Annotated in this window: 20 protein-coding genes, 4 tRNA genes and 4 pseudogenes; 23 read left to right on the top strand and 5 right to left on the bottom strand. The window is 36.5% G+C overall.

All coding sequences use genetic code 11. From position 1 onward, the window contains the following. Positions 1 to 4 precede the first annotated feature (4 nt). The 5 genes from MKX29_RS07855 to rocF all read left to right on the top strand — a co-directional run bounded on the left by MKX29_RS07855 (position 5) and on the right by rocF (position 1,724). Positions 5 to 80: transfer RNA gene (locus tag MKX29_RS07855), tRNA-Thr, on the top strand. Positions 81 to 98: 18 nt separating this feature from the next. Continuing rightward, positions 99 to 182, top strand: a tRNA-Tyr gene (locus tag MKX29_RS07850). 79 nt (positions 183 to 261) lie between these two features. Continuing rightward, positions 262 to 336, top strand: a tRNA-Gln gene (locus MKX29_RS07845). 5 nt (positions 337 to 341) lie between these two features. Further along, positions 342 to 414: transfer RNA gene (locus tag MKX29_RS07840), tRNA-Lys, on the top strand. Between the two features lie 413 nt (positions 415 to 827). Further along, on the top strand, positions 828 to 1,724 hold the full coding sequence (rocF, locus tag MKX29_RS07835; protein ID WP_224938864.1) for an arginase: 897 nt from the start codon (positions 828 to 830) through the stop codon (positions 1,722 to 1,724). A 24-nt stretch (positions 1,725 to 1,748) separates the two neighbouring features. Here rocF and MKX29_RS07830 read toward each other — a convergent pair whose 3' ends face one another. Continuing rightward, positions 1,749 to 1,913 (bottom strand): aspartyl-phosphate phosphatase Spo0E family protein, encoded by a 165-nt coding sequence (locus MKX29_RS07830; RefSeq protein ID WP_095371073.1) that lies wholly within the window; start codon positions 1,911 to 1,913, stop codon positions 1,749 to 1,751. Positions 1,914 to 2,234: 321 nt separating this feature from the next. Between MKX29_RS07830 and sigW the strand changes: the two genes are divergently transcribed. The 15 genes and pseudogenes from sigW (at position 2,235) to MKX29_RS07755 (ending at position 20,894) form a co-directional block, all read left to right on the top strand. Further along, a complete protein-coding gene (sigW, locus tag MKX29_RS07825; protein WP_095371072.1) occupies positions 2,235 to 2,798 on the top strand; it encodes an RNA polymerase sigma factor SigW in 564 nt (187 codons plus the stop codon). Between the two features lie 13 nt (positions 2,799 to 2,811). Beyond that, positions 2,812 to 3,441 carry an anti-sigma factor family protein gene (locus tag MKX29_RS07820; RefSeq protein ID WP_095371071.1) on the top strand — a complete coding sequence of 210 codons (630 nt, stop codon included), beginning with the start codon at positions 2,812 to 2,814 and terminating at the stop codon, positions 3,439 to 3,441. Positions 3,442 to 3,685: 244 nt separating this feature from the next. Continuing rightward, positions 3,686 to 4,528 (top strand): diadenylate cyclase CdaA, encoded by an 843-nt coding sequence (cdaA, locus tag MKX29_RS07815; RefSeq protein WP_095371070.1) that lies wholly within the window; start codon positions 3,686 to 3,688, stop codon positions 4,526 to 4,528. Beyond that, positions 4,521 to 5,849: a CdaR family protein gene (locus MKX29_RS07810; RefSeq protein WP_251163617.1), complete on the top strand. Its 1,329-nt coding sequence runs from the start codon at positions 4,521 to 4,523 to the stop codon at positions 5,847 to 5,849. Before cdaA ends, MKX29_RS07810 begins: the two co-directional genes overlap by 8 nt. A 36-nt stretch (positions 5,850 to 5,885) precedes the next feature. After that, complete coding sequence (gene glmM / locus MKX29_RS07805; protein ID WP_251163618.1) at positions 5,886 to 7,232, top strand: phosphoglucosamine mutase; 1,347 nt, start codon at positions 5,886 to 5,888, stop codon at positions 7,230 to 7,232. A gap of 487 nt (positions 7,233 to 7,719) precedes the next feature. Further along, entirely contained in the window at positions 7,720 to 9,519 is a 1,800-nt protein-coding gene (gene glmS, locus MKX29_RS07800) for a glutamine--fructose-6-phosphate transaminase (isomerizing) (protein WP_341104954.1), read from the top strand. A 151-nt stretch (positions 9,520 to 9,670) separates the two neighbouring features. Then, positions 9,671 to 9,813, top strand: a pseudogene (locus MKX29_RS07795) (hypothetical protein). Between the two features lie 52 nt (positions 9,814 to 9,865). Beyond that, positions 9,866 to 10,510, top strand: coding sequence for a TnsA endonuclease N-terminal domain-containing protein (locus tag MKX29_RS07790; RefSeq protein WP_227494627.1), 645 nt, complete (start codon positions 9,866 to 9,868; stop codon positions 10,508 to 10,510). Further along, a complete protein-coding gene (locus tag MKX29_RS07785) occupies positions 10,507 to 12,663 on the top strand; it encodes a Mu transposase C-terminal domain-containing protein (RefSeq protein ID WP_000639389.1) in 2,157 nt (718 codons plus the stop codon). The genes MKX29_RS07790 and MKX29_RS07785 overlap by 4 nt, the downstream gene beginning before the upstream one ends. After that, positions 12,638 to 14,329 carry an ATP-binding protein gene (locus tag MKX29_RS07780; protein ID WP_341104950.1) on the top strand — a complete coding sequence of 564 codons (1,692 nt, stop codon included), beginning with the start codon at positions 12,638 to 12,640 and terminating at the stop codon, positions 14,327 to 14,329. Before MKX29_RS07785 ends, MKX29_RS07780 begins: the two co-directional genes overlap by 26 nt. An 11-nt stretch (positions 14,330 to 14,340) precedes the next feature. Further along, positions 14,341 to 16,209 carry a TnsD family Tn7-like transposition protein gene (locus MKX29_RS07775; RefSeq protein ID WP_000936538.1) on the top strand — a complete coding sequence of 623 codons (1,869 nt, stop codon included), beginning with the start codon at positions 14,341 to 14,343 and terminating at the stop codon, positions 16,207 to 16,209. Beyond that, positions 16,190 to 17,722 (top strand): Tn7-like element transposition protein TnsE, encoded by a 1,533-nt coding sequence (locus tag MKX29_RS07770; RefSeq protein WP_000043576.1) that lies wholly within the window; start codon positions 16,190 to 16,192, stop codon positions 17,720 to 17,722. The genes MKX29_RS07775 and MKX29_RS07770 overlap by 20 nt, the downstream gene beginning before the upstream one ends. A gap of 263 nt (positions 17,723 to 17,985) precedes the next feature. Beyond that, positions 17,986 to 19,119 (top strand): zinc-dependent alcohol dehydrogenase, encoded by a 1,134-nt coding sequence (locus MKX29_RS07765; protein ID WP_000649059.1) that lies wholly within the window; start codon positions 17,986 to 17,988, stop codon positions 19,117 to 19,119. A gap of 239 nt (positions 19,120 to 19,358) precedes the next feature. Next, entirely contained in the window at positions 19,359 to 19,523 is a 165-nt protein-coding gene (locus MKX29_RS07760; RefSeq protein WP_002006642.1) for a hypothetical protein, read from the top strand. A 390-nt stretch (positions 19,524 to 19,913) separates the two neighbouring features. Further along, positions 19,914 to 20,894 carry an SDR family oxidoreductase gene (locus MKX29_RS07755; RefSeq protein WP_341104947.1) on the top strand — a complete coding sequence of 327 codons (981 nt, stop codon included), beginning with the start codon at positions 19,914 to 19,916 and terminating at the stop codon, positions 20,892 to 20,894. A gap of 283 nt (positions 20,895 to 21,177) precedes the next feature. On the opposite strand, the pseudogene MKX29_RS07750 reads toward MKX29_RS07755, so the two are convergent. Continuing rightward, a pseudogene (locus MKX29_RS07750) lies at positions 21,178 to 21,549 on the bottom strand (glutathione-dependent formaldehyde dehydrogenase); the annotation flags it as partial. Between the two features lie 270 nt (positions 21,550 to 21,819). Here MKX29_RS07750 and MKX29_RS07745 point away from each other — a divergent pair. Beyond that, on the top strand, positions 21,820 to 22,083 hold the full coding sequence (locus MKX29_RS07745) for an AbrB/MazE/SpoVT family DNA-binding domain-containing protein (RefSeq protein ID WP_373370967.1): 264 nt from the start codon (positions 21,820 to 21,822) through the stop codon (positions 22,081 to 22,083). A gap of 276 nt (positions 22,084 to 22,359) precedes the next feature. Here the strand turns inward: MKX29_RS07745 and MKX29_RS07740 are convergent. Continuing rightward, a pseudogene (locus tag MKX29_RS07740) lies at positions 22,360 to 22,695 on the bottom strand (recombinase family protein); the annotation flags it as partial. A gap of 139 nt (positions 22,696 to 22,834) precedes the next feature. After that, a complete protein-coding gene (locus MKX29_RS07735; protein ID WP_010731423.1) occupies positions 22,835 to 23,680 on the bottom strand; it encodes an AraC family transcriptional regulator in 846 nt (281 codons plus the stop codon). Between the two features lie 285 nt (positions 23,681 to 23,965). On the opposite strand from MKX29_RS07735, the pseudogene MKX29_RS07730 reads away from it, so the two are divergent. Beyond that, positions 23,966 to 25,231 (top strand): annotated as a pseudogene (locus tag MKX29_RS07730) (DUF4158 domain-containing protein); the annotation flags it as partial. A gap of 198 nt (positions 25,232 to 25,429) precedes the next feature. Then, positions 25,430 to 25,999, top strand: a complete 570-nt coding sequence (locus tag MKX29_RS07725) for a cupin domain-containing protein (protein ID WP_223254522.1) — start codon at positions 25,430 to 25,432, stop codon at positions 25,997 to 25,999. 171 nt (positions 26,000 to 26,170) lie between these two features. On the opposite strand, the gene MKX29_RS07720 is transcribed toward MKX29_RS07725, so the two are convergent. Next, entirely contained in the window at positions 26,171 to 26,611 is a 441-nt protein-coding gene (locus MKX29_RS07720; RefSeq protein ID WP_116354207.1) for an Lrp/AsnC family transcriptional regulator, read from the bottom strand. Between the last annotated feature and the right edge of the window lie 67 nt (positions 26,612 to 26,678).

Raw genomic sequence — 26,678 nt, 5'->3', positions numbered from 1 at the left:
ATGGGCCGGCCTAGCTCAATTGGTAGAGCAACTGACTTGTAATCAGTAGGTTGGGGGTTCAAGTCCTCTGGCCGGCACCATTTTAATATATTTATGTCGGAGGGGTAGCGAAGTGGCTAAACGCGGCGGACTGTAAATCCGCTCCTTCGGGTTCGGCAGTTCGAATCTGCCCCCCTCCACCATTTCAATTTTATTTGAATGAAAATCCAAAAAGCGGACATAATATAATTAGTCCTTTTTATTTTGTTTTTTTACATACGATGGGCTATAGCCAAGCGGTAAGGCAACGGATTTTGATTCCGTCATTCGCAGGTTCGATCCCTGCTAGCCCAGCCATTTTCGAGCCATTAGCTCAGTTGGTAGAGCATCTGACTTTTAATCAGAGGGTCGAAGGTTCGAGTCCTTCATGGCTCACTTAATCCTTAAACATTTATGTTTAAGGATTTTTATTTGTTATCTTGTATTTTTCTCCATGAGTTCAAACATAAGGAAAAACCCAAATTTTGCGGCGATCCATCGAAATTACTCACATTACATATAAATCATCAAAAGTGTATACATACTTCTTGTATGAGATATCAAATGGCCTTTCTTCGTACCATTTCTCTAACTTAACTAAGCGCATCTATTTTCGGTGATTTGTAATTGCAAGCTGTGTTAAGAAATATATCATTCTCCGTTTGTGTTGTACGGTCCTGACCACAGTAATTAACCCAATAAATGCCCTTTTTTTGTATAGATATACAAAATTTTGCACAGTTGAACCAACAGAATGTAACCGTTTACAATAGAGAGAGAATTCATTCTTTAGTAGGGGGAGCAACTAAATGAAAAACATTTCGATTATTGGTATGCCGATGGACTTGGGACAATTACGAAGAGGGGTAGACATGGGGCCAAGTGCCATTCGATATGCGGGCATTGAAAATAGATTACAACAACTTAATCACCAAGTTGATGATTTAGGTGATATTGAAATAGGTAGGTCGACTGAACAAATAGATAAGGAAACAGGTTTAAGAAACTTGGACTTAATTGCAGAAAAGACTAAAATCTTAGCCGATCAAGTTGATGGGGTAGTAAAAAAAGGAGCATTTCCTCTAGTTTTAGGAGGGGATCATAGTATCGCTATTGGTACATTAGCTGGTTTATTACAGCATTATCATAACTTAGGTGTGATTTGGTACGATGCACACGGGGACTTAAATACAGCAGAAACTTCGCCTTCCGGTAATATTCATGGGATGTCCTTAGCAGTCGCTCTAGGGTATGGGCATCCGTTGTTATTAGAGGTAGGAGGAGTCCATAAGAAGTTAAAGCCTGAAAATGTTGTGATTATAGGAGCAAGGTCTTTGGACCAAGGAGAAAGGGATTTAATTAAAGCCAAGGGAATAAAAGTCTTTACGATGCATGAAATTGATCGCTTAGGGATGCCGAAGGTAATGGAAGAGACGATTAGTTATTTACAAGACCGAACAGATGGTGTTCACCTTTCGCTAGATTTAGATGGTCTTGATCCATCTGATGCACCTGGTGTGGGTACACCAGTTATGGGGGGGATAAGTTATCGAGAGAGCCACCTTGCTATGGAAATACTGGCAGAATCTCAAATGATTACTTCGGCCGAATTTGTTGAGGTTAATCCAATATTAGATGAAAGAAATAAAACAGCTGATGCAGCGGTGGCCTTAATGGGCTCGTTATTCGGTGAAAAATTACTATAAAGTGAAAGAAGCTTGAGCATCGACTCAAGCTTCTTTTTTTAATGTTAATGTATAGTATCTATTAATTAGATTGTCCAATTCAATGCTCGCTTTAAGAACTTGGTGGTTTGAAAATGAAGAAATAGAAGCAAGTTCAACCATTTTAGCTCTGTGGATTTCAATATCTTTTAATAGTTCCTCCGTATACATGAGATCATTGTCCTTTCCATTTGAAAATTTTATTCCAGCACGTAGACAATCTTTAAATGTATGGTCTCTTGTTCGTTGGAGCAAAAATATTGAAGGGAAGGTCTTTTTTCCTTCGTCAACACACTGGTTTTAAATCCTTTATACCCAGTATGAAAATTAATTAAACTACTTTAGTTAAAATTTGTTAAAATATTATGTGATAACTCTTATATAACCAAAGTACTTATGGAGGAATAGGAACCTAATAAAAAATATGTGAAACCTTTTTGCTATCGATTCGTAAATGATTATCGATAAGCCGCATAGAGCGGGGGTAAATAGATGGAATTGTTGGTGAAGAAAAGAATTAAACAAGTATTAAAAGGAGATCAAGATGCTTACGCTGAAATAGTAGAAATATACAAAGACAGAGTATATCATATCTGTTATCGAATGTTGGGTAATCAACATGAGTCTGAAGATATTGCACAAGAAGCTTTCTTACGAGCATATGTAAATATACAAAGCTTCAATACGAACTTAAAGTTCTCAACATGGTTATATCGCATTGCAACAAACCTATGTATTGACCGGATCAGGAAGAAAAAGCCTGACTATTATTTGGACGCGGAAGTAGCAGGAACAGACGGTTTAAATATGTACTCACAAATTCCCGCGAGTACGAAACTACCTGAAGAAGATGTAGAAAAAATGGAGTTGCAGGAAACCATACAAATGGAAATTTCGAAGCTACCGGAAAAATATCGATCGGTCATCGTGCTTAAGTACATTGAAGAACTGTCCTTGAATGAAATCAGTGAGACCTTAGATCTACCATTAGGCACTGTAAAAACGAGGATTCATAGGGGAAGAGAAGCTTTAAGAAAGCAATTACGCTACGTATAAGAAGGTGATTTCAGTGAAATGTAATGAAGAAATTATTGAATATATGCATGAATATTTAGATGAAGAAATAACAGATGAGCATAAACAATTACTCAAAACACATATAGAGCAATGTGAAGAATGCCGCATGCATTTTCATGAACTAAAACGAGCGATTGCCTTTGTCCAGAGTACGTCACATTTCCAAGCGCCTGCAGGTTTTACTGAGAATGTGATGGCACGACTGCCTAAGGAAAAGAAAAAAGTAGGTGCACAAAGGTGGCTCAGGAAGCACCCAATGCTTGCTGCAGCATCGCTCTTTCTTATCTTAATGTCTGGAAGTGTTCTATCTGCCTGGAATCAAGAAAGTGCATTGTCTGTTTCCAAGCAATCTAATCTAGTGATTGAGAACGATACGGTCATTGTCCCAGAAGGAGAAGTGGTCAAGGGAGATGTTGTTGTTAAGAATGGGAACTTGCAGATAAATGGTGAAGTCGAAGGGGATGCAACGGTCATTAATGGTGAGCAATATTTAGCCTCCGCTGGTAACGTCACAGGAGAAATAAAAGAAGTAGACCAGCTTTTTGAATGGTTATGGTATCACATTAAAAATACAAGTAAAAGTTTAATCTCGACTGTTACACAAGAGGATGAAAAAGAGTAAGGGAATATAGGTCACTGCTATAATGCGGTGGCTTTTTCCTTTGTTCAAAGAAGTGTGAATATGTAATAATTTGTTAATAATTCGCTTAATCTTTGCATATGTAGTAATAAAAATGTAGGATATATTTTAATAACGTTCACGATTGTATACATAACTAGAAAATTGGATTTCATTAGAAATATGGTATAATAAGTAGGTTAAACGACTATTTTAATGGTGGAAATAAATACTTGGAGGAAGGAAAATGTCGCTTTTAGATTTATCTTTCACAGATTTACCTTTATTAAGGCTTTTAGCGAATACAGTAGACATTCTCCTTGTCTGGTTCGTTATATATAAATTAATTATGATTGTTAAAGGGACGAAAGCCGTCCAATTAGTCAAAGGGATATTTATTATTCTGATTGTAAAGGTTTTAAGTGATATCCTTCATTTGCAAACTTTAGGATGGATGATGGAACAGGTTCTCTTATGGGGGGTACTAGCCATTATTATTATCTTCCAACCAGAGTTGCGTCGTGCACTAGAGCAGCTTGGTAGGGGTAAATTCTTCGTTAGAAGTGGCAACCAAGAAGAGATGGATCAGGATCAATTAGTTACTGCAATTGTAAAGTCTGTTGACTACATGGCTAAGCGGAGAATTGGTGCGCTAATTTCGATTGAACGTGAAACTGGTATGGGTGACTATATTGAAACTGGTATTCCATTGCATTCCAAAATATCATCAGAATTACTTATTAATATCTTTATTCCCAATACACCATTACATGATGGCGCCGTTATTATACAGAAAAGTCAAATTGCAGCTGCTGCATGTTACTTGCCTTTATCAGAAAGTCCTTTTATCTCTAAAGAGTTAGGTACTAGACATAGAGCAGCGATGGGAATTAGTGAAGTAACAGATAGTATCACCATTATTGTGTCTGAAGAGACAGGTGGAATATCTGTAGCGAAAAATGGTGAACTTACACGCGATTTGAAACTCGATCAGCTCAAAGAACTTTTAAATGAGAAGCTTATTCACTCAGCTAAATCAAAACAATCTTCTTCCACTCTTTGGAACTGGAGGGGAAAGAAAAATGGATAAATATATTGATAAGCTCATTGATACCAGATGGTTTATGAAGGTAGTGGCTTTATTAATTGCTCTGCTCCTGTTTGATTCGGTTTATGATACGAATAACGATAATAGAAGTATCAATGTACCTGGAGATGATGGCTCAGCTGTCATTGAAAATGTTCCGCTCACAGCTTACTATGATACAGATAATCTTGTCGTTTCCGGACTTCCAGAAACAGTGGCTGTTACTTTAGATGGCCCAAGGAGCCATTTGGAAAATGCGAAGGCACAGCGGAACTTTGAAGTGTTTGTGGACTTATCAGATGCAGAAATTGGTCGACAAGAAGTAGAGGTAGGGATTAAAGATCTATCCGATAAGCTTGAATATATAATTGACCCTTCTACTGTAGATGTAACAATTGATGAAAAAGTAACTGAAGAGTTCAATGTGGAAGCAGAATTTAACAATAGTTTACTTGAAGAAGGTTACAAGGCCGAAGCAGCACTTGCTGAACCTAGTACTGTCAAAATAACAGGTGCCAAAAATGTGATTGAATCGATTGCTTATGTCAAAGCAACTGTTAATACAAAAGGTTCTATAACGGAATCATTTACAGAAACAGCCGCGATTAATGTGCTCGATCGTAATATGAATAAATTAGATGTAGATGTAAATCCAGGTGAGGTGGAGGTTTCGGTCGATGTGAAGCGTTTAAGTAAGACGGTGCCCATCGATATTGTTGAAACCGGGAGCCTTCCTTCGGGAGTTGAGTTAGACTCTCTTAAACTCAGCCAAACAGAAGCAACCATTTTTGCTCCAGAAAATGTTCTAAATGATGTAAAAACGGTTAGGGTAGAGGTCGATTTAAGCAAACTCGATAAAGATCAGGAAATAAAATTACCTGTGATCATCTCTGACGGAATTACTAGTGTTGATCCTAAAGAAGTGACGGTTAATGCCAATGTGACTGTTAAGGAACAAGAAGCACCAGAAGATAGCAGCAGTGAGGAAGAAGAATCACAAGTACAAGAACAAGAGCAGGAACAAGCCGCAAATGAACAAACAGTGAATCGAACCTATTCAGGCATGCCGATAACAATCACAGGCTTAGACGACCAATATGATGTGACATTTCAAAGCCCTGATGAAGGTGAGACAAGCTTGAAGGTTTCTGGTAATGAAAAGGATATGAATAGTTTAAGTAAAGGTGATTTTACCCTATCTATAGATGTATCTGGCCTTGATCCTGGAGAACATGAGGTGAATATTCAATTAGACGCACCTCCTGGTGTTGAGTCCCAACTTGAGAGTGAGACGGCAACAATCAATATTACAGAAAAAGAATAGATGGAACAGCAGAGGAAAGTGAAGGAGCGATTAATAATGGGAAAATATTTTGGTACGGATGGCGTTCGCGGAGTGGCAAATAGTGAGTTAACGCCAGAGTTAGCCTTTAAACTAGGTAGATTTGGTGGATATGTATTAACAAAAGATCAAGAACGCCCAAAAGTTTTAATTGGGAGAGATACAAGAATCTCAGGACATATGCTTGAGAATGCACTGGTAGCAGGCCTTCTTTCTATCGGCGCAGAAGTGATGCGACTGGGCGTTATTTCTACTCCAGGTGTGGCTTATTTAACGAAAGCATTAGATGCAGAAGCGGGCGTAATGATATCTGCTTCCCATAATCCTGTTGCGGATAATGGAATTAAGTTTTTTGGTCCAGATGGCTTCAAGCTTTCAGATGCACAGGAAAATGAAATCGAAGAACTAATGGACATGGAGAATGATTCCCTACCACGACCAGTTGGTGGTGATCTTGGACAAGTGAATGATTACTTTGAAGGCGGACAGAAATATCTGCAATACTTAAAGCAATCTGTTGATGATGATTTTTCTGGCATTCATATCGCTTTAGATTGTGCACATGGAGCGACTTCATTCTTAGCAAATCATTTATTTGCTGACTTGGATGCTGATTTATCGATGATGGGTGCTTCACCCAATGGGTTAAATATCAATGAGGAAGTGGGCTCTACACATCCAGAAGCCTTAGCTGCTTTTGTGAAAGAAAGAGGAGCAGATGTAGGGCTTGCCTTTGATGGTGATGGTGATCGCTTAATAGCTATCGATGAAAAAGGGCAAGTGGTAGATGGAGACCAAATCATGTTCATTTGTGCGAAGTACTTGAAAGAACAAGGTAGACTTAAAGAGGATACCGTTGTTTCTACAGTAATGAGCAACCTCGGTTTCTATAAGGGATTAGAAGCAAATGAGATGAAAAGTGTGCAAACGGCAGTCGGTGACCGCTATGTTGTAGAGGAAATGAAGAAGAGTGGTTATAGTTTAGGTGGCGAACAATCTGGCCATATTATCTTCCTTGATCATATCACGACAGGTGACGGACTCCTTTCTGGTTTACAACTAGTGAACATTATGAAGGTGACAAACAAATCACTTTCAGAGCTTGCGAAAGAAATGCAGAAGTTCCCACAAAAGCTCGTCAATATTAAAGTAACGGATAAACACCATGTAACAGATAATGAAAAGGTTAAAGCTGTTATTAGTGAAGTTGAAAAAGAAATGAATGGTGATGGACGTATTCTTGTCCGTCCTTCAGGAACTGAACCGCTTGTTCGCGTCATGGCAGAAGCAGCTACAGAAGAGGCTTGTGAAGCATATGTAAACCGTATTGCTGCTGTTGTAGAAGAAGAAATGGGACTGAAATAAGCGTGTAATATTGATGCATAAGGGAACGCTTCTGTTTTCTTATGCATATTTTATTTATGTATGAAAAAAGCATGGCGAACTTCCACTTATAGTAAAAAATACCTATTAATTGATGGTTATTCGTTGACTTTCAACAGCGTATCGGTTATGCTTATCATGTTTTTGTATATAAAAAAGAAAGGTGGTTTAGAAGAGCAATTTTCATAATTAAAGCGCCCGGGCTAACCTTTGAACGGATATGGAAGGTTAGTTGACGAGGAGGAGGTTTATCGAAGCATCGGCGGGTACCTCCCGGTTGAAAAGCACAACCGTAATCATGTCTTTAAATCATTAGGGTAACCTAATGGACAAAGAGAGATGAATGCCATAAATAAAGGACGTAAAGGCATCTATGTCATGCCTTGCTTTCACATTGAAAAAATACGGAGATAAGGGGCAAGTACGCCCTTAAAGGCTTCTTGCCCCTTCTACATTAGGAGGAAGAAGTATGTGCGGTATTGTTGGATATATTGGTAACCAAGATTCAAAGGAAATTTTATTAAAAGGCTTAGAAAAGCTAGAATATAGAGGCTATGATTCGGCAGGTATTGCAGTAGTTAATGAAGCTGGCGTGCAAGTTTTTAAAGAAAAAGGCAGAATTGCTGACCTTCGTGCGATTGTAGACGAAAAAGTTTTAGCGAATACAGGAATCGGTCATACACGTTGGGCAACACATGGTGTACCTAGTCAAGAAAATGCACACCCTCATCAAAGTAATTCAGGTCGTTACACACTTGTTCATAACGGTGTGATTGAAAACTATGAACAGATGAAACGTGAATTTTTACAAGGTGTAGAGTTGAAAAGTGAAACAGACACTGAAGTTATCGTACAAATGATTGATCAATTTGCTAAAGAACTCAGCACTGAAGAAGCTTTCCGCAAAACTTTGCAACAGCTTAAAGGCTCTTACGCTTTTGCGCTTGTAGATAATGAAGACAAGAGCACAATCTATGTCGCGAAAAACAAAAGTCCATTATTAGTTGGTTTAGGAGAAGCATTCAATGTCGTGGCTTCTGATGCGATGGCAATGATTCAAATCACAGATCAATATGTAGAACTCATGGATAAAGAAATGGTAATGGTGACAAAAGATGGTGTAACAATTAAAAACCTTAAAGGGGAAACAATTGAACGTGCACCTTATACAGCAGAACTTGATGCAAGCGATATTGAAAAAGGAACATACCCTCACTACATGCTAAAAGAAATCGATGAGCAACCACTTGTTCTTCGTAAGATCATTCAGAAATACCAGAATGACCAAGGAGAGCTAGCGATTGATGGAGAGATTCTTGATGCAATGAACAGTGCGGATCGTATCTACATTATCGCTGCCGGTACGTCTTACCATGCTGGATTAGTCGGTAAGCAATATATTGAAAAAGTAGCGAAAGTTCCTGTTGAAGTGCATATCTCAAGTGAATTTGTTTATAACACACCGTTGCTATCAGAAAAACCGTTATTCATATTTATTTCACAAAGTGGTGAAACAGCTGATAGCCGTGCGGTATTAGTTAGTGTGAAAGAAATGGGACACCCAGCATTAACGATTACAAATGTCCCTGGCTCAACCTTATCCCGTGAAGCAGACTACACGCTCTTATTACATGCTGGACCAGAAATTGCTGTCGCTTCTACAAAAGCATACACTGCCCAAGTAGCGGTATTAGCAATCTTAGCGGAGGTCACAGCGATTGCTAAAGGACGTGAATTAGAATTTAACCTTGTCCAAGAATTAGGTATTGTTGCAAATGCGATGGAAACACTATGTGATTCAAAAGAAACTTTCGAAGACATCTCACGTAGCTTCCTATCAACAACAAGAAATGCCTTCTTCATCGGCCGGAGTATTGACTACTACGTAGGACTTGAAGGCGCATTAAAACTAAAAGAAATCTCTTATATCCAAGCAGAAGGTTTTGCTGGAGGAGAACTCAAACATGGTACCATTGCTCTGATCGAAGACGGTACACCAATCATCGCCCTGGCAACACAAGAAGGCGTTAACCTAAGCATCCGCGGCAACGTTAAAGAAGTCGTCGCACGTGGAGCTAACCCATGCATCATCTCAATGAAAGGCCTAAACCAAGACGGTGACACATTCGTCCTCCCAGAAGTACACGAAATGCTCTCACCACTTGTTTCAGTTATTCCATTGCAGTTGATTTCTTATTACGCTGCTCTGCACCGTGACTGTGACGTAGATAAACCAAGAAACTTGGCTAAGTCGGTAACTGTTGAATAAGAGGATTTTGTTGGATTTTAGAATTTGTAGTTTTAAAATAAAGTTTAACTGTTTATAAAAAAGTTTGACCGTTTTAAAAAAGGATTAACCGTTTATAAAAAAGTTGCACCGTTTTACCCCTTTGGATATGATTGTCTAAAGGGGTGTTTTTATGTCCAAAAGAAAAAGAACATCTACAGTGGAAAAATGGATCAAAGAAGGTCGTGGTACAGGAACAGGTACAGACTACCGGCCATGGCTAAAGATTCAAGATGTTTCCTCATTAGGTCGGTCAACGAGGTTAAAAGGCATTAAAACTAGTAGACAGCACGAATTTTTATCAGACTTAGAGCGAAACTACTTTTACTTGACTGAATTTTCTGATGTTATTACAGATATAAGAGAGCAGTTTCCTTTATTACCTCAAGAAGAAACGCTTTTGATAGCAGATGAACTTGGAATAAAGCATCCTAGAAATCCGAAAAACGGAGAGCCTATTGTAATGACAACGGATTTTTTATTGACAATTAATAAAGGGCAAGGGATTCATGAAGTCGCACGTACAATTAAAATGAAAGATGAGTTATTAAAAGAGAATGTACTTGAGAAGTTCGAAATTGAAAGAGAATATTGGAAGCGTAAAGGAATTGATTGGGGTATTGTAACAGAAGAAGAAATCAATAAAATAATTGCGAGAAACATTAGCTATATTCACGATTATTATGATATTTGTAGCTATGATGTGTTTCAAGAATTGAATGCGAAAAACATTGAAGACTTGGTTATGTCATTACTAAGTAGATTGCTAGATAGTTCGGCAAGCATAAGAACAATTACAAATGAATTCGATATAGATACACACCTGCCAATTGGTAGTGGTGTTACGCTTTTTTATCACTTACTTGCTAGAAAAATTATTGTCATTGATTTGCAAAAGCCATTGGATTTAGAGCAGTCGATTGAAATTAAGTATATTGATGAAAGCAACTTGAAGAAGGTGAAATATGGATGATTTATATTAATCAAGTACTTCAATATACAGTAGATTCTAAACGGATTCGTATCATTGAGATGGAAGAGTTTCATGTGTTTATTGTTGATATTGATGCAATTAGTTCCATGCCGAAAAAGGAATTATATTCGAATCTAATAGAGGAAATCCAGCAAGGTGAATTACTTCTGATTAGCGATCCATTTGCAAAAGTAATAATAGATAGTGAATTATCCGACCTTCGAATTCAGAAAAGAGATGAGGGTTGGTCGATTATTCAACATTATTGTTTAGAACACATGGAAGCATTGCTTCAAAAAGGTGGTCGTGAAAAGAAAATAAAAGAAATTGCAGATGAAAGTGGAACAAGTTCTACGAAAATAAAAAAGCTACTTAGCCGTTATTGGCAGCGAGGTATGACGAAAAATGCAATGCTCCCTGATTACTCGAATTCGGGAGGAAAAGGTAAAACAAAAACTTTAAATAAAGCTAAGGTAGGTCGCCCACGAAAGGTGAGTATCAGTAATGAATATCAAACAGGTATTAATATTACGGATGAAGTAAAAGTTCAATTTGAACACGCCATTAACAAGTATTACCGAGCTTCAAATAACTATTCGTTGAAAGATGTTTATAATTTCATTCTGCGTGACTTCTATTCTGATCGCTATAAGGAAAATGGTGAGATGAAGTACCGTATTTGGGATGCCACTCGAATTCCCTCATATCATCAATTTTACTATTGGTTTAAAAAACTTGAAGACCCAAAAAAAGATATTCAGTTCCGTAAAAGTACAAAAGAATATGAATTGAAATATCGCCCTATTTTAAGTGACTCTAAATCGGAAACAAATGGTCCAGGTACTAGATTTCAAGTTGATGCTACCATTGCGGATATTTACTTGGTTAGTTCGCTTGATGTAAATAAAGTAATTGGGCGACCAGTTATTTATGCAGTACTTGATGTGTATTCACGTATTATTACAGGTCTTTATGTTGGACTAGAAGGTCCATCATGGATTGGTGCAATGATGGCTTTAGATAATATGATCGCAGATAAAGTAGAATTTTGTAAGCAATATGGAATTGATATTACTCCTGAGCAATGGCCAACACATCATTTACCTGAAATTATTATTGCTGACCGAGGTGAGTTTGAAGGGTATTCGGTAGAGAATTTAATTAATAATCTTAATCTTAAAATTGAGAATACTACAGCTTATCGTGGGGATTTGAAAGGGATTGTTGAAAGGAAATTCCGTACGTTTAATGGGAAGGTAAAGCAAAAAGCTCCCGGAGCAATTCAAAAGGAATATCGAGAACGAGGAGATCAGGATTATCGCTTAAATGCTACTCTGAATTTAAAGGAATTTACATCTCTAATTATTACAATGGCGCTGTATCATAACCAAAAGGTCATTGATAAATATCCTGTTGAAAAAGAAATGGTAGCTGATGGACTAGTGCCAACGCCAATTAACTTATGGAATTGGGGCATTCAAAATCGTAAAGGAAGACTAAGAAAAGTTGATAGAAATGTACTTCGTTTGAACGTGCTTCCAAGAGGAAAAGCGACAGTTTCAAGAGCTGGAATCAAGTTTAAAAACCTTCTATATGGTTCTCGCCAAGCGATTGAAGAGCAATGGTATTTGAAGTTGAAAAATAGAAGTTTAGAAATCGTTTATGATCCGCGACATATTGAAAAAATCTATATTCCTCACGATAACGGAATGGATTTTGAAACATGTATTTTATTAGAACCTAGTCAGCAATATAAAGGTGACTTCTTAGAAGAAATTGTCTTCCAACAACAACTTCGGAATGAACTAGAAGAAATGGAACGAACAAATCAAATTCAGCTCACAGTAAATACTGATGCTGCATTGGAAGAAATTATTAAAAAAGCTGTGAAGAACAAAAAACAATCTTTTAATCAACCAACAAGTAAGAAAGCTAAAATAGCTGCTATTCGTGATAACAAGGATGTTGAAAAACAGTTAAACCGTGAAACTGAAAAGTTTGATTTATCACCTAATAAAGTTAGTGAAGCAGCTGAAGTAATCGACTTCGTTACAAAAGAGAAGATTGATGAAACACCACCTAAGAAATCAAGCTCACGTCTTATGGAAAAACTAAAGAAGAAGCGAGATGAGGAATTTGGGAAAGACAAATGACATGGTTGTCTTAAAAGGAGATTTTGAGAAAGGTGTCTATAAGGAGCAACTTTTAAGTGAATATACCAATAATCCCTTCATCGAAGCTCTTCCACCTATATTCAATGAGGATGATGTGCTAGAGCGATTTATGGTGACCCCACGAATTAGTGATCAAGATAAGTTAAGTGAAACGAATATTCGTTACCACGTCTTAAAACGTGTGAAAAATTTTATCCAGCCGTTACCGATTCATTTCGAGGTAGAACGTCGATTGTCTACATTGATTCGGCGAGGTTATTTAGCGCGTAACCCATTAGATAGAACATTTCTAGAACGTGTTCGTGTGTTGCATGAATTGCGTGAGGAAGAGGAAACGGCTCACAAATATATAGATGAACGACTAAATTATATTCGTTCAACTGCCGATAGCTTATCCATTATCGGTATTTCTGGAATTGGTAAAACAACAGCAATTGAACGTCTTTTGCTTATGTATCCACAGGTGATCAAGCATGAAGAATATAAGGGACAACCGTTTAATCGAACCCAAATTGTATGGCTCAAAATTGACTGTCCTTATGACGGAAGCTTATCTACCCTTTGTAAAAGCTTCTTTAAAGCGATTGATGATTTACTAGAAACACGATATCTTGAAAAATTCGGGTACCTAAACCGGGTGACATCGACAATGCTGTTGCATATGACATCACTGGCAAGCATGTATGGTATCGGTGTTCTAGTAATTGATGAAATCCAGCACTTATTACATTCTAAAAACGATCAGGAAGAAATGCTTAATTTTTTTGTAACGTTGTCCAATACAGTTGGTATTCCAACAGTCTTAATCGGTACTTCTAAAGCGCAAAAACTATTCAAAGGAAACTTCAGACAGGCAAGACGTGCTGCAAGTGAAGCAGTTATTTGGGATCGTATGGCGGAAGATAGTGAAGAATGGGAGTTCTTCCTAGAAACGCTTTGGGAATTACAGTGCTTAAAAACCCAATCCAAGCTTACAGAGGAAACGAAAAAGGCATTTTATTATGAATGCCAAGGGATAACTTCTGTTGCTGTAAACTTATTTATTCTAGCACAAGAAAGAGCATTGTTTGATGAGGATAATCCGAATGAAATTATTACACCAAAAGTATTAAAAAAGACTGCCAAAGACGATATGCAAATGATTCAACCGATGATGACAGCTATTCAGAAGAACAATTTGGCTGAAATGACGAAATATGAAGATATCATGATCAACCTTGATGAAATAATGCTGAATCATAAGCGAAATACAGAAGTTACAGGGCGTATTCAAGAAGCGTTTAGGGAACGCCAAAATACAATCCAGTATAAACGCCAAGACACTATAGAAACTTTAAGTGTCGAAGTGGCAGCCCTAGATATTTTTGATAGTTTGAAAGATAACGACATTAAAAAACTCGTACAAAAAATAGTCGGTGAAAATCCACTTGATATTGATTTTCACCAGCTTAAATCAGATGTAATTCAGCAGGCGATTGCATTAAATCAACAAAAGAAGGAACAAAAAGATAAGCCAAAAGTGAAAAATGCAGAGGTTTTACCATTACTAACGCTAAGAAAGCGAGCATTGGACAAAAAGCAACATCCTCATGAATTATTGAAAGCAAATGGATACATTAAAAATCCTTTGAAGGAATTCTACTAGGAGGGAATCAAATGCTGCCATTCTTTACGGATCCATATCCAGATGAATTGATATATTCGGCGATTGCGCGATATCACTTTTACAGTGGAAATATTGATTACAAAGATACATTGGAAGAAGTGTTTCAAAGTCGTTCTGTAATACCGAGTGTAGAGATTGGTAGTCATTTTTCTATATTAGCTGAGCAATTAGGCTCCAACTATTCTGTTGAAAGCTTATTAGCTAAGCATACGATCTACCCTTACTATGCTTCGTTTCTTTCCAAGCAACGCCAGAAAGAACTTCTACAAGATGTTCAAGTAGATGGAAAAGGACTTTATACAAGACTTGGCATAGTTGCAGGAAGCATTTGCAGAAAGAATGGACTCTTTTATTGCCCAGAGTGTGCAACTAATGATATTGAGCAACATGGAGAACCCTATTTTCATCGTGAGCACCAGCTACAAGGGATTGATTTCTGTGCACATCATGAACTGAAATTAATGAAGTATCCTATCGATTTTTCAAAGCAAAGTCGAATTGAGTTTATTCGATTTGATAAAAAGCTAATGAACTTATCAATGATTCAAGAAGTTGAACTAAAAGAGTTTATAGCCATTCAAATTGCTTTAGCAAAGATGGCTTATCAACTGCTGCAAGTTCCAATACATCAATTTTCAAGAGAATCTATTAATCTTAAATATCGTGTTCTTTTACGGGAGCGTAATTTAATAACAACGTCTAATCGAATTCGGCAAAAGGAGCTATACAAAGCATTTCAATCAAAGTTCCCAAAAGGCTTTTTAGATGAGTACGAATCAGCAATCAATGTAAATGATGAATACAATTGGCTGAAGGTCATTACACGCAATCTAAAACGTCATGTACATCCTTTCCGTCATTTGCTTATTCTTTATTTCTTAGAACAAGATTTGGAGTCCTTTTTACAAATTGAAGCTGATACAGGTCCTTTCGGTAGTGGCCCATGGCCCTGTTTAAATAAAGCAGCTAATCATTATAAGGAATTTGTGATTCATGAAGTAAATGTTACAAGGGATTTTAAATCAAATGCACCCATTGGCACGTTTGAATGCTCTTGTGGCTTTATTTACGCTAGAAAGGGTCCTGATAGATTATCTGAAGATAAATATCGTATTGGACGTACAAAAGCGTATGGAGATGTCTGGAAGGCTAAATTACATGAATTAGCAGTTGATGGAACCTACAGTATAAGAGCATTAGCTAGAATGCTTGGCGTGGATTCGAAAACAGTTAAAGGACATCTTGCCTCAGTTGAGAAAATAGAGAAATTACCTGATAAAGTTTTCCCACCAATGTTACATATGTATCGAAAGCAATTATTAAAAGGAATGCAGCAATATCCAAGTTACTCGAGAACACAAATTCGTCAATGTTTACCGAAAGAATATATTTACTTATATCGAAATGATAAAGAATGGCTGTTTGAACAGTTACCTATAATTCAGGCGAAGGAAAAGCCAAAATCAATTGTCAATTGGGACGTACGTGATCGAGAATATCTTTCTAAAATTAAACAGCTTTACAAAGAATTAATTGAACTGGAAAAGCCCGTACGTATCACGATTTCGATAATTGGGAAACGTCTAGGAATCTTATCAAATTTGGAGAAACATCTTGATAAGCTGCCACAAACTGAAAAATATCTAAATAAAATTACGGAATCTATACAACAGTTTCAGATTCGACGATGCTGTAAAATTATTGATCGTATGTTGCTGGAGCAAGAACCAGTTTTATTATGGAAAGTACAGCGTATTGGCGCTGTTAAGTCACATCATTTTCACGAAATAAAACCGTATTTGGAAGAGTATTTACGAACAAAACAGGAAGTGAAAAGTTATGAGCAAACAACAGGTTAAACTAGCTTGGCCTTTTGCTAAAGGTGAAAAAGCACAACTAATATGGATTGGTGAGCCATTTCGATATGATCATAAAATGATAATCAAAGCTTATTTTCGCTCACAAGGTCGTACAGAAGGTATATTAATGGATTGGGGTACATTACCATGCTTAGCAATCCAACATTATTATACTGATGGCATCATAACGGCTAGTCAAGTTTCTGAAAGTGTACAAGAAATCGATATGACTATTTATCCTAATAAAGTTAAATTTCACGAACGCCCTTGGTCTATTCAAGGAAGCAGTGATCCTGCAACCTCCCGTAGTTTCGTGTTCTCTTTTGATGGAAAGAATGTGATTTTACCAGTCATTGAAGTATTGCGTAGCATTTTAGCTCCGAACGGCTTCCTTTTATATCGCTTGTTTGAATCGAATTCATTTCCTCAGTTCTTCACAGAAACATATGAACCTAATAAAATCCATCTTAGCTTTTCATCACAATATGAATTGAAATACACAAAGACAACGTTCATTTATCAATTGGTGTGGTTGCTAACGAATCGAGACCTACGACAAGCCTATGAAAATATAGCATTTACTTGGTTGCAGGAAAAGACTTTGAAGTTCGAATGGAACTTTACACAACCGATTACAATAACAGCTCGTGTAAAGGAGAAGAATAACACGTGTACAGTATTACAAATTGTTAATGTGAAAAATAAAGATATTCCGTACCAACATATTTCGATTTCGCATCCAGAAATACAAAATCAAGAGAAATCCAATGAGGCAAAGAAATACACTTATCGTTTTCTAAATAGACAGGGTGATGAAGAGGGCTTTACATTAGATGAACAAGTAGATGGTTCTACAGAAGACTTTGATCTTGTACAAATGAATCAGTTGAAACATGAATATACATCGGTACCCAAAATCAAACGAATTAAAAGTAGTTCCTCAAAGCAGCGAACGAAAGAAGATGAAAATACTAAGAAATACTATGGCAGCAATGATTCAATTCGATCTACAGCAGACACTGGAGGTCAAAAACTAGCAAGAGGAATAGAACATCAAATGTTATCTGAAATTCAAGTACAAGGTGAATTGCAAGATTTCATTAATGTCCTTAGAATAATGGAGCAATATCCAGAAGTAAGTGCGATACGAGCATTTATAGATGTGTTACCAGAGGGAATTGGAGACCGCAGATTTACGAAATTGAGTGATAATATCACGAAACGACGTTATGTGATTGCAGAAGTATATATGATAAGTGGGAAGAAATTCAATATTATTGAAGTTGAGCGAGAAGATCGCTCTTTATCAATGCTAATTTTATCATCACTTGCAATAAATGATTGGAAATCGATTTATGATAGATTGTTAGTAAACCTTGTGAATGATAGTGGTACGTGGACAAGTAAGTCGCTGAAAAGTATTGAGGAGAGTAGGGTTACAGTGATGAAAGCTAAACACAGTTCTAAAGGGGTTAAGCATAAGGCTGAAATTCTATTAAATAAGTTAGAATAGCAGTGAAGATTTGAGTAAAGGAATAAATGAAATACCTCTTCCCTCAAAGAATAATCCAAATATTTCCCCGAATTAATTCACGCTATATACACTTACAATAACTAATTCGAGAGCTATCACCAATACTTCGTAATCAAAACGGTGCGACTTCTTTAACTTACATAAAACAATTACGCTAAGAGTGACTAAGTATATTATTTACTTTCTTTGTTGACAATAGTTAAGAGTGTTAACAGTATTAGAAATAGGAGGGCCCTGCATTTATGAAGGCTGTAACTTATCAAGGACCAAATCATGTACAGGTTAATCAAGTAGAGGATGCAAAATTAGAAAAAAAAGACGATATTATAGTTAAGATTACTTCTACTGCTATTTGCGGATCTGATTTGCATTTATATCAAGGTAACATGCCATTACCCCCAGGATATATTATTGGCCACGAACCAATGGGTATTGTGGAAGAAGTTGGACCTGAAGTCACAAAAGTAAAAAAGGGAGACCGTGTTGTCGTTCCCTTTAATGTTTCATGTGGACATTGCTTTTATTGCCAACATGAAATGGAAAGCCAATGTGATAACTCAAACCCTCATTATGATTCTGGCGGATACTTTGGTTATACTGAGAAGTTCGGTAACCATCCGGGTGGTCAGGCTGAATATTTAAAAGTCCCTTTTGGAAACTTCACTCCCTTTGTTATCCCGGAGTCATGCGAATTGGAGGATGAGTCACTGCTCTTTTTATCGGATGTTCTGCCAACAGCTTATTGGAGTGTAAAAAATGCAGGTGTAAAATCAGGCGATACAGTTATTGTTCTTGGATGCGGACCTGTTGGGTTGATGGTACAAAAATTTGCCTGGATGGAAGGTGCAAAGCGTGTAATAGCAGTTGATTACTTGGATTACCGGATCAATCATGCGAAAAAGATGAACAATGTTGAGGTATTTGAGTTCACAAAATACCCTGATATGGGCGAACATTTAAAAGAGATCACACATGGTGGGGCAGATGTCGTCATCGATTGTGTAGGTATGGACGGAAAGAAATCACCCCTAGAGTTTCTGGAACAAAAATTCAAACTGCAGGGCGGAACCCTTGGACCTATTCAAATTTCTACTAAAGCTGTCCGAAAGTATGGGACAGTGCAAATGACTGGTGTTTACGGGGGTAACTATAATCTATTTCCATTAGGTGCATTTTGGATTAGAAATATTAATCTTAAAATGGGACAGGCTCCAGTCATTCATTTTATGCCAGAATTGTTTAAAAAAATAACAAATAACGAATTTGACCCAAGAGATATTATCACACACAAGATGTCCCTTGAAGAAGCAAGTCATGGTTATCGAATTTTTAATAATCGTGAGGATGAATGTATAAAAGTCGTTTTAAAACCGTAATCCTCTTCTCTTTCCAAAAAGACTTCATACTTTGTATAGAAGTCTTTTTATTCGACCATTTAGCCAAGAAGGTCAAAAAGTAATTGATAGATACAATGAATAAACTCGCATACAGTAAAGACGAACCTGCTGACCTAGTCAATGTAGCAATTGAAGAGCTAATACATTAAAAATATGAACTTCCCATCTACAATACTTTAAAAGATGCAGCCAATGATGTTCGAAAAAGGTCTTATCGTATGATTTATCATAACTTACTTAATGAAAATCAAAAAGAGAGCGTGAATCAACTTTTCGAGGTATCAGAAGGTTCTACAAACAGTCCATGGAATCAATTGAAAGAGGATGCAAAAAGAGCGACTTTATCACATTTAGAACTCTCGTTGCTCGCCGAGATTGGTTAATGGAAACTGAACATCTCTACAGAATTACTTCATGATATTAAGAATTTGTGGAACAACAAAACGTATTTTTTGTTATTCAGCAATAGGGTCAAATCGTATTATGTGGTTAGCCGGTTTTTTCTGGTTGACCTATTTTTTTAGGTACTATTCTTGAGGTAGCCGGGATTAAAGAACTGTTAAGTAAAAATAAGTTGATCCGTTAAAGGGGTAGAATATTGAGTAAAGCTCCTTGTCCTAAAGCTCAGTTCAATAAAGAAAAAAGGTGTCTCTTTTGAGGAAGAATAAGCTTCTGTGTTGAAAGTAAACCACTTTTTTCACACTTTTTTAATTTATTTGTAGTGAACAACATAAACATTCTATAGAAGAAAATTATTTCTATAGGAGGTTTCCATGGATCAAAAGGATCAAAGTCGTCAATTAGACCAAATAAAGCAAATGCAACAAATGTTTAAAGCGAACATGAAAACTCAACCTTATCCCATGTACCCTAACTATGGGAAAATCACACGTTACGAAGAAATTCCGATAAGTTTACCTGAACAGCGCCAGCTGCGCCATCCCGGAGTGGAAAAATTGATGGTACCCCTTCCAATTATCGAAAACCCGAACTATAAAGGGAGTGAAAAGTTAACAGGAAAAGTAGCACTTATTACAGGGGGTGACAGTGGTATTGGTGCAGCAGTAGCAATTGCGTTTGCTAAAGAAGGCGCAGATGTTGCTATTTCATACTTAGATGAACATGAGGATGCAAATAGAACAAAAACGAGGATTGAACAACTCGGACAACGTTGTTTTCTAATGCCTGGGGACTTGCGAGACAAACAACAGTGTATCTCCATTGTAGAACAAACAGTAAATACGTTTGGACGTCTCGATATTCTTTGTAACCACGTTGGTATCCAATTCCAACAACTAAGTCTGCTTGACATTACAGATGAGCAATTCGATGACACCTTCAAAGTTAATATATACTCTCATTTTTACACAACAAGGGCAGCGCTTCCTCATTTAAAACCAGGCAGCTCAATCATTGGCACTTCTTCAGTGGTGACGTATGTAGGTGAGCAGCAAATGATTGATTATACGGCCACAAAAGGCGCAATAGTTGGTTGGACACGTGCCTTGGCTAAAAATGTCGTGAAACAAGGGATCCGAGTCAATGCCGTCGCCCCCGGCCGAATTTGGACCCCACTTATTTCAGCAAGTTTCTCGTCAGACCAAGTCGCTGTATATGGAGCATTTAATCCAATGGAACGAGTTGCCCATCCATTTGAACTCGCACCAACCTTTGTCTATCTTGCTTCTGATGATTCTCGTTTTGTTACTGGTCAAGTTCTTCATGTTGATGGGGGAGAATCCACACATTCCTAATGGAAGGGGGTTACCATTTTGAGATATGAATTTAATCCAGAAGTAAAGCTATTGCTAGTAAACCATTCAAATGAAAAAGTAAGGATGGTCTATATGGAGGATTCCTGGCCCATGCCAAAAATAGGACTGAGACCACCATATTATTGCTACCCAAGTTACGAGCTGAATTATCCAATAATCTAAATAATAACAGACAAAAAGACTTCTATACAAAGTGTGGAAGTCCATTCAACATTTCGCTTAGGGTTCGCAATTATGCTAACTTTCAATTCATCCATTTAAACTAATAGGATAACGGTTTTAAAACGACTTTTATACAGTCGTCCTCACGATTATTAAACATTTGATAACCATGACTTGCTTATCCAAGGGCCACTTTGTATGTGGGTCAAACTCGTTATTCGTTATTTTTTCAAAAGATTCAGGCATAAAATGTATGACTGATGCCAGTCCCATTCTCAGATTGATATTCCTAACTCAACCCAATGGAAACACATTATAGTTGCCCCCATAAACATCTATTAATTGGACCGTTCCATATTTTTGCACAGCTTTTGTAGAAATTTGAATAGGTCCAAGGGTTCCACCTTGGCAACTTTAATTTTTGTTCAAGAATCTCCAAAGATGATTTATTCTCGTCAATACCTACACAATTGTGGATTTGAAATAAAGTCGTACCGTTTATAAAAAAGATGTACCGTTTTAAAGAAAGTTATACCGTTTACAAAAAAGTTGCACCGTTTTATTCCTTTTAGATTAAAGGATTCTATGTGAGTTTTAATTAAACTTTTTTATAAAAAGGAATGTTCATTCAAAAAGAAAAGAATCCATTTTGATCAATCTTTTTTCAAAATGGATTCTTTTCTTTTACCGTAAAATATGGATTTGTCGAACGTTTTTGATCAAACTTTATTTTAAAGTTACAATTGTAAGAAAAGTAGACGAGTTGGGAAGAGTTGTAATACCAATTGAATTAAGAAGAGTAATGGATATTAACATTAAAGACCCACTAGAAATTTTCGTTGATACAGATAAGATTATTCTTCGTAAATATTCACATGCACGAGCTTGTATAATTACGGGACAGATAAGCGATAGCAATGTTGAACTTGCTAATGGAAAGATCGTATTAAGTACTGCTGCAATTCTTCTACTTCAAGAAGAATTAAAAGACTATATTACAGTATAAGGAAAGAAGAAGAGTCAATTGAAAATTACTGGAATAATGAAAAAAGCTTATGAGCATAAGAAAATTATATTAAGTAGTGCAATAACATTTGTTATATTATTAATGCTTTTCCCACTAATATTGAATTATACCTTTTTTAACTTTAAAGTGGATTCAACAAATGGAGATTTAACTATATGGGCTCCTTTTTTTGCTACCTATTATGGAGCTATAATAGGCCTAGTGACAGGGTTCCTGCTGTAGACCGCAAAGTAACTTTGGAGAAGTAATAAAATCCTATTTTTTTAGTTCTTCAAGCTTTCTTCTATTGACTGCTCTGTATAAGGAACCTTGTGATATTCCAGTTGCCGAGACAATCTCCTTTATGGAATATTCCTCACTATCATACATCCTTAGCGCAACAGCAAGCTTTTCTTTATCCAACTTGGGTCTACCTAATGTTTTCCCACGCCTTTTACTTGCTTCAAGTCCTTCCTTTACTCTCTCAGCAATAAGGTTTCTTTCTAATTCTGCAATGACACACATCATTTGGAACATGGCTTTGCCTGTAGAGGTTCTTGTATCCATATTTTCTTTTAAAGAAATGAATTGCACCCCCATCTCTTCTAACTGGGGTAGCGTCAGGAAAATGCGGATTTACAACGATAAGGAATTTCCAATATAAAAAGCCTGATTTCCCATCACCTAAATTGAGAAATTAGGCTCTTTTTTCGTTACTCCATAAACAGCATTCTATTACTGAATATGTAATTTACTTCGGGATAACAGGGACCCAGAGTTCGTGTCTTGGTTTATGCTTCGGACCGTAATAACATTCTATACACGGTAAATTTGCAAGTTCATACTCGGAGGTAGGGACCCACTCGGAATATAAACGTTTCCATGCATCCACTATGTTCGGAAAAACTGCCCATGTACTTGCGGGAATAATAAGCGTCTCCATATTTTCTGGGGATTCCCCATCGTATCTTACGCCCATGAAATAGGAAAATTGTTCATCTGTTATGGCAGCTTCTTTTCCGCAAACCCCCAGAAGGCTTTCAAGCGTGCATTTTGGATTTTCCCATGACATATCTACTAGTTCTTGCATAAATCCATCTTTTTTCGCAGTGTTCCAAAGCGTAGGGATTGTTTTAAATGCTCTGCTTGTTTTTACTGGCTTACTTTTTCCAACAATTCTTAATTCAAAATCAAGGTTTTCAATTCTGTACTCCATCTCGGTATCTCCTTTAATAGAAATTTGAAAGGAAATTCTGGGAAAGGCTTTTAACTGTACCCCTCTATTACGAGCATTGGAAGGGGTTACTCCATGCATTTTTTGAAAAGCACGTGAGAAAGTATCAGAAGAAACATAACCATATTTAATTGCCACATCAATGATCCGAATATCACTTTTTTGAATTTCAAATGCTGCGAGTGTTAACCGTCTACGTCTAATATATTCTGATAGCGATATACCTGAGATTGAAGAGAACATTCTTGAAAAATGAAACTCAGAACAATTAGCTGCTTTTGCAATCTCTTTGTAGTCTATTTCTTCATTCAAGCTATTTTCAATGTAGTTTAACGCATTGTTCATTCTTTCTAGCCAATCCATAAGTTTACTCCCTTTCAATATTTACTTTAAAACAAAATAGATAATAATTGCCGACATTTCATGCCTAAAAATGTTGGTATCAAAAAATAAACCTTTTGATAGAATCAGGACAAACTATTTGTTTCCTTCCGATAGGCTTAGTGACAGGGTAGCTGCTCTAGTCCGCAAGATTATTTCCAATAAAAGTAAAGTTGTTTTTTGATAATTTCGATAAGTATTGTTGATAGCTCACTATGTCGAAATTTATACTGTTTATAAAATGACATAGTGAGAAGAGGGAAACCATTGAAGAGAAATTGGAATCAAAATGAACTCGATGAACATTTTAGTTTATTGCCAAATTAAAATCACTTAGTGCTAAGTAAGAAAACAAGCGCAAACCGTTTAGGGTTTGCTGTCCTTCTTAAATATTTCCAACAGGAAGCACAGTTTCCTAACAAGAAGCAAGATGTGCCCAAAGAAGTTGTCCAACATGTAGCTGATCAAGTAGATGCTTCGGTAGAGGACTTTTTTGACAACTATGGTTGGGGTGGAAAAGAAAGAAGTTATACGGAACATCGAAAGGCAATACGTAACCTTTTTGGATTTCGAGAACTTACTGCAAACGACAAACATCTCTTCGCAGAGTGGTTAGGAGAACAGGTTCAGTTTACACATGATACCGACTACTTGAAAAATCAAGCATACAGTTTCTTTCGTACGTGGAAAGTTGAACCTCCTTCATTAGGAAGTTTGAAGCGAATGATTGAATCTGCTATCGATCATTTTGAAAAGAATTTATATAAAATGACCTATCAACAACTTTCTCCTAAGACCTGTTCACGATTAGATGCCTTTCTTGAATCACACTCTGATGAAGGGTCCGATGGTTATTTCGAAGCTAAAATTCCTGATGAAGAAAACAACGACATTTTAACCTTTCGCCAGTTGCTATCCTCTCCAGGCAAACCAAGTGTAAGTACGATGGAAATGGAAATCAAAAAACTATTAGCCATTCAACATCTTCAAATCCCTGATGGTTTATGTAAACAGATGTCTCCTAAACTAGTAAAAAAATATCGACTACGTGCAGCTACAGAAACCGTAACGGAATTGCGTGCTCACCCTGCACCTATACGCTATACCCTTCTTGCCATTTTATTTTCGCATCGTCATGAGGAAGTCATTGATTATTTAGCTGATTTATTGGATGAAATTGCGCTAAAATTCGGAAATAAGGCCAAAAATACAACCCGAAAAGAAGCAGTAGAAGAATTAGAAAGAGTCCAAGGGAAAAATAAACATATTGTCAATTTATTAAAAGCGACCGTAGATAACCCAGAAGGGGTCATTCAAGATACTCTATTCCCTATTGTTAGCTCTGATATGATTCGGGATATTATTAAGGACATGACAAAAAATAACCGGGAATACAAAGAAAAAATCTATACGAAAATGCACGCTTCTTACCAAGGTCATTATCGAAAGTCCCTTTCTAAAATTTTAAACAACCTTACTTTTCGCTCAAATAATCAAGTTCATCAGCCGATTATCGAGGCTATCCAACTAATGTTGATTTAAAATAAAGTCTGCTAATTTGTAAAAAAGTTCGATAATTTATAATAAAGTTTGATTAAAATTCCTGTATCAATGCAGGAATTTTTCATTCCGCAATCGGGCCAGATAACGGAATAAGAATTAGCAATGAACTTCTAAATCCGCGGGACATATGATGGGTTTATAATCATATATCTTTGGAGGTATGTTTTAATGAATAACCCTTTTTATATGTATCCTTATTATTCGAACACTTATTATAGTAATGGGCAAATGTGTAATCATGATAATATGTTTGGTCTTGGCTATGGAAATATGTCATATGCTAGGCGCTATGCAAATCAATATTGGTCATATCCAAACACTCAGGGATATACTAGTTCCATATTAAATGACCATGGAAAAGAACCTTTTGTAATAAATATCAATCAGGCTGCTAAACAAAATAATACCTATCGAGATACTATATGGACCGGAAGTCATTTGCAGGTGACCTTAATGAGTATTGACGTTGGAGATGATATAGGGTTGGAAATTCACCCTAAGGTTGATCAATTTCTACGAATTGAGGAAGGTCAAGGACTTGTTCAGATGGGTAAGAGTAAAGATAACCTGAATTTTGTAAGAAATGCGGGTGATGATTTTGCCATTATAGTACCTGCCAATACTTGGCATAATGTAACCAATACAGGTAATATACCGTTAAAGCTTTATTCAATTTATGCACCACCTAATCATCCTTTTGGTACTGTTCATAGAACAAAGGCAGATGCCGAAGGTTAGAAATCTATAGTCTTCTGGAATCGGGCGCAATTATTGAATAAGGTTATACCAGAATCGGGCCATTTTGTGGAATAAGCAGGAACTCGTTCAAGAATTTCCATTATTATTTAAGCATGCTATTTCAATTAACTGTCTGGTAAATAAAGAGTATTGCTTTTGACTGAAAACTTATCAATCCATATTAATTTTTAAATATGTTGAAACTTGTGAAAAAATAAAATGTGTTACAGTATGTGCGATTGGATTTACTTCATCAATAAACTTTTCTGTTTTATCGAACGTTTCAAATTGCATTTTAAGCATATAACACGCACTTCCTGCTATTCGATAACAGAATTCGACGTTTGGAAGTTTCTCAATATAATTTTTAAAAGATTTATAGTCACCATTTTTAACTGTTGCTTCAATTATGCATTGGATTGGTAAACCTAATTTTTCATAATTCACTTCTAAAGTATATTTTTTTATAACTCCAAATGATTCCATTTGCCTTACCCGTTCTGTTACTGATGGGGAGGACAGATTCACCCTTCTCCCAAGCTCGCTCATTGATAGACGGCTGTTATTAAGTAGTTCATCTAAAATTTTTTTATCAATATCATCTATTTTCATTTTTAAAGTCTATCCCCAATAATCGTTAATTTTATAAAAGATTAATTTGATAATCGTTATAAATTTA

The organism is Cytobacillus sp. FSL R7-0696, from assembly GCF_038006865.1.
Classification (GTDB): domain Bacteria; phylum Bacillota; class Bacilli; order Bacillales; family Cytobacillaceae; genus Cytobacillus; species Cytobacillus kochii.
The sequence above is the reverse complement of the archived record's forward strand: the minus strand, read 5'-3'. Positions and strand labels throughout refer to the sequence as shown.

Coding starts and splice junctions, on each gene's coding strand:
- glmM (WP_251163618.1), top strand. CDS start 5,886: ATGGGAAAATATTTTGGTACGGATGGCGTTCGCGGAGTGGCAAATAGT.
- rocF (WP_224938864.1), top strand. CDS start 828: ATGAAAAACATTTCGATTATTGGTATGCCGATGGACTTGGGACAATTA.
- MKX29_RS07770 (WP_000043576.1), top strand. CDS start 16,190: ATGAGCAAACAACAGGTTAAACTAGCTTGGCCTTTTGCTAAAGGTGAA.
- MKX29_RS07785 (WP_000639389.1), top strand. CDS start 10,507: ATGATTTATATTAATCAAGTACTTCAATATACAGTAGATTCTAAACGG.
- MKX29_RS07765 (WP_000649059.1), top strand. CDS start 17,986: ATGAAGGCTGTAACTTATCAAGGACCAAATCATGTACAGGTTAATCAA.
- MKX29_RS07810 (WP_251163617.1), top strand. CDS start 4,521: ATGGATAAATATATTGATAAGCTCATTGATACCAGATGGTTTATGAAG.
- MKX29_RS07725 (WP_223254522.1), top strand. CDS start 25,430: ATGAATAACCCTTTTTATATGTATCCTTATTATTCGAACACTTATTAT.
- MKX29_RS07760 (WP_002006642.1), top strand. CDS start 19,359: ATGATTTATCATAACTTACTTAATGAAAATCAAAAAGAGAGCGTGAAT.
- glmS (WP_341104954.1), top strand. CDS start 7,720: ATGTGCGGTATTGTTGGATATATTGGTAACCAAGATTCAAAGGAAATT.
- MKX29_RS07780 (WP_341104950.1), top strand. CDS start 12,638: ATGAGGAATTTGGGAAAGACAAATGACATGGTTGTCTTAAAAGGAGAT.
- MKX29_RS07755 (WP_341104947.1), top strand. CDS start 19,914: ATGGATCAAAAGGATCAAAGTCGTCAATTAGACCAAATAAAGCAAATG.
- sigW (WP_095371072.1), top strand. CDS start 2,235: ATGGAATTGTTGGTGAAGAAAAGAATTAAACAAGTATTAAAAGGAGAT.
- MKX29_RS07735 (WP_010731423.1), bottom strand. CDS start 23,680: ATGGATTGGCTAGAAAGAATGAACAATGCGTTAAACTACATTGAAAAT.
- cdaA (WP_095371070.1), top strand. CDS start 3,686: ATGTCGCTTTTAGATTTATCTTTCACAGATTTACCTTTATTAAGGCTT.
- MKX29_RS07775 (WP_000936538.1), top strand. CDS start 14,341: ATGCTGCCATTCTTTACGGATCCATATCCAGATGAATTGATATATTCG.
- MKX29_RS07720 (WP_116354207.1), bottom strand. CDS start 26,611: ATGAAAATAGATGATATTGATAAAAAAATTTTAGATGAACTACTTAAT.
- MKX29_RS07830 (WP_095371073.1), bottom strand. CDS start 1,913: ATGTATACGGAGGAACTATTAAAAGATATTGAAATCCACAGAGCTAAA.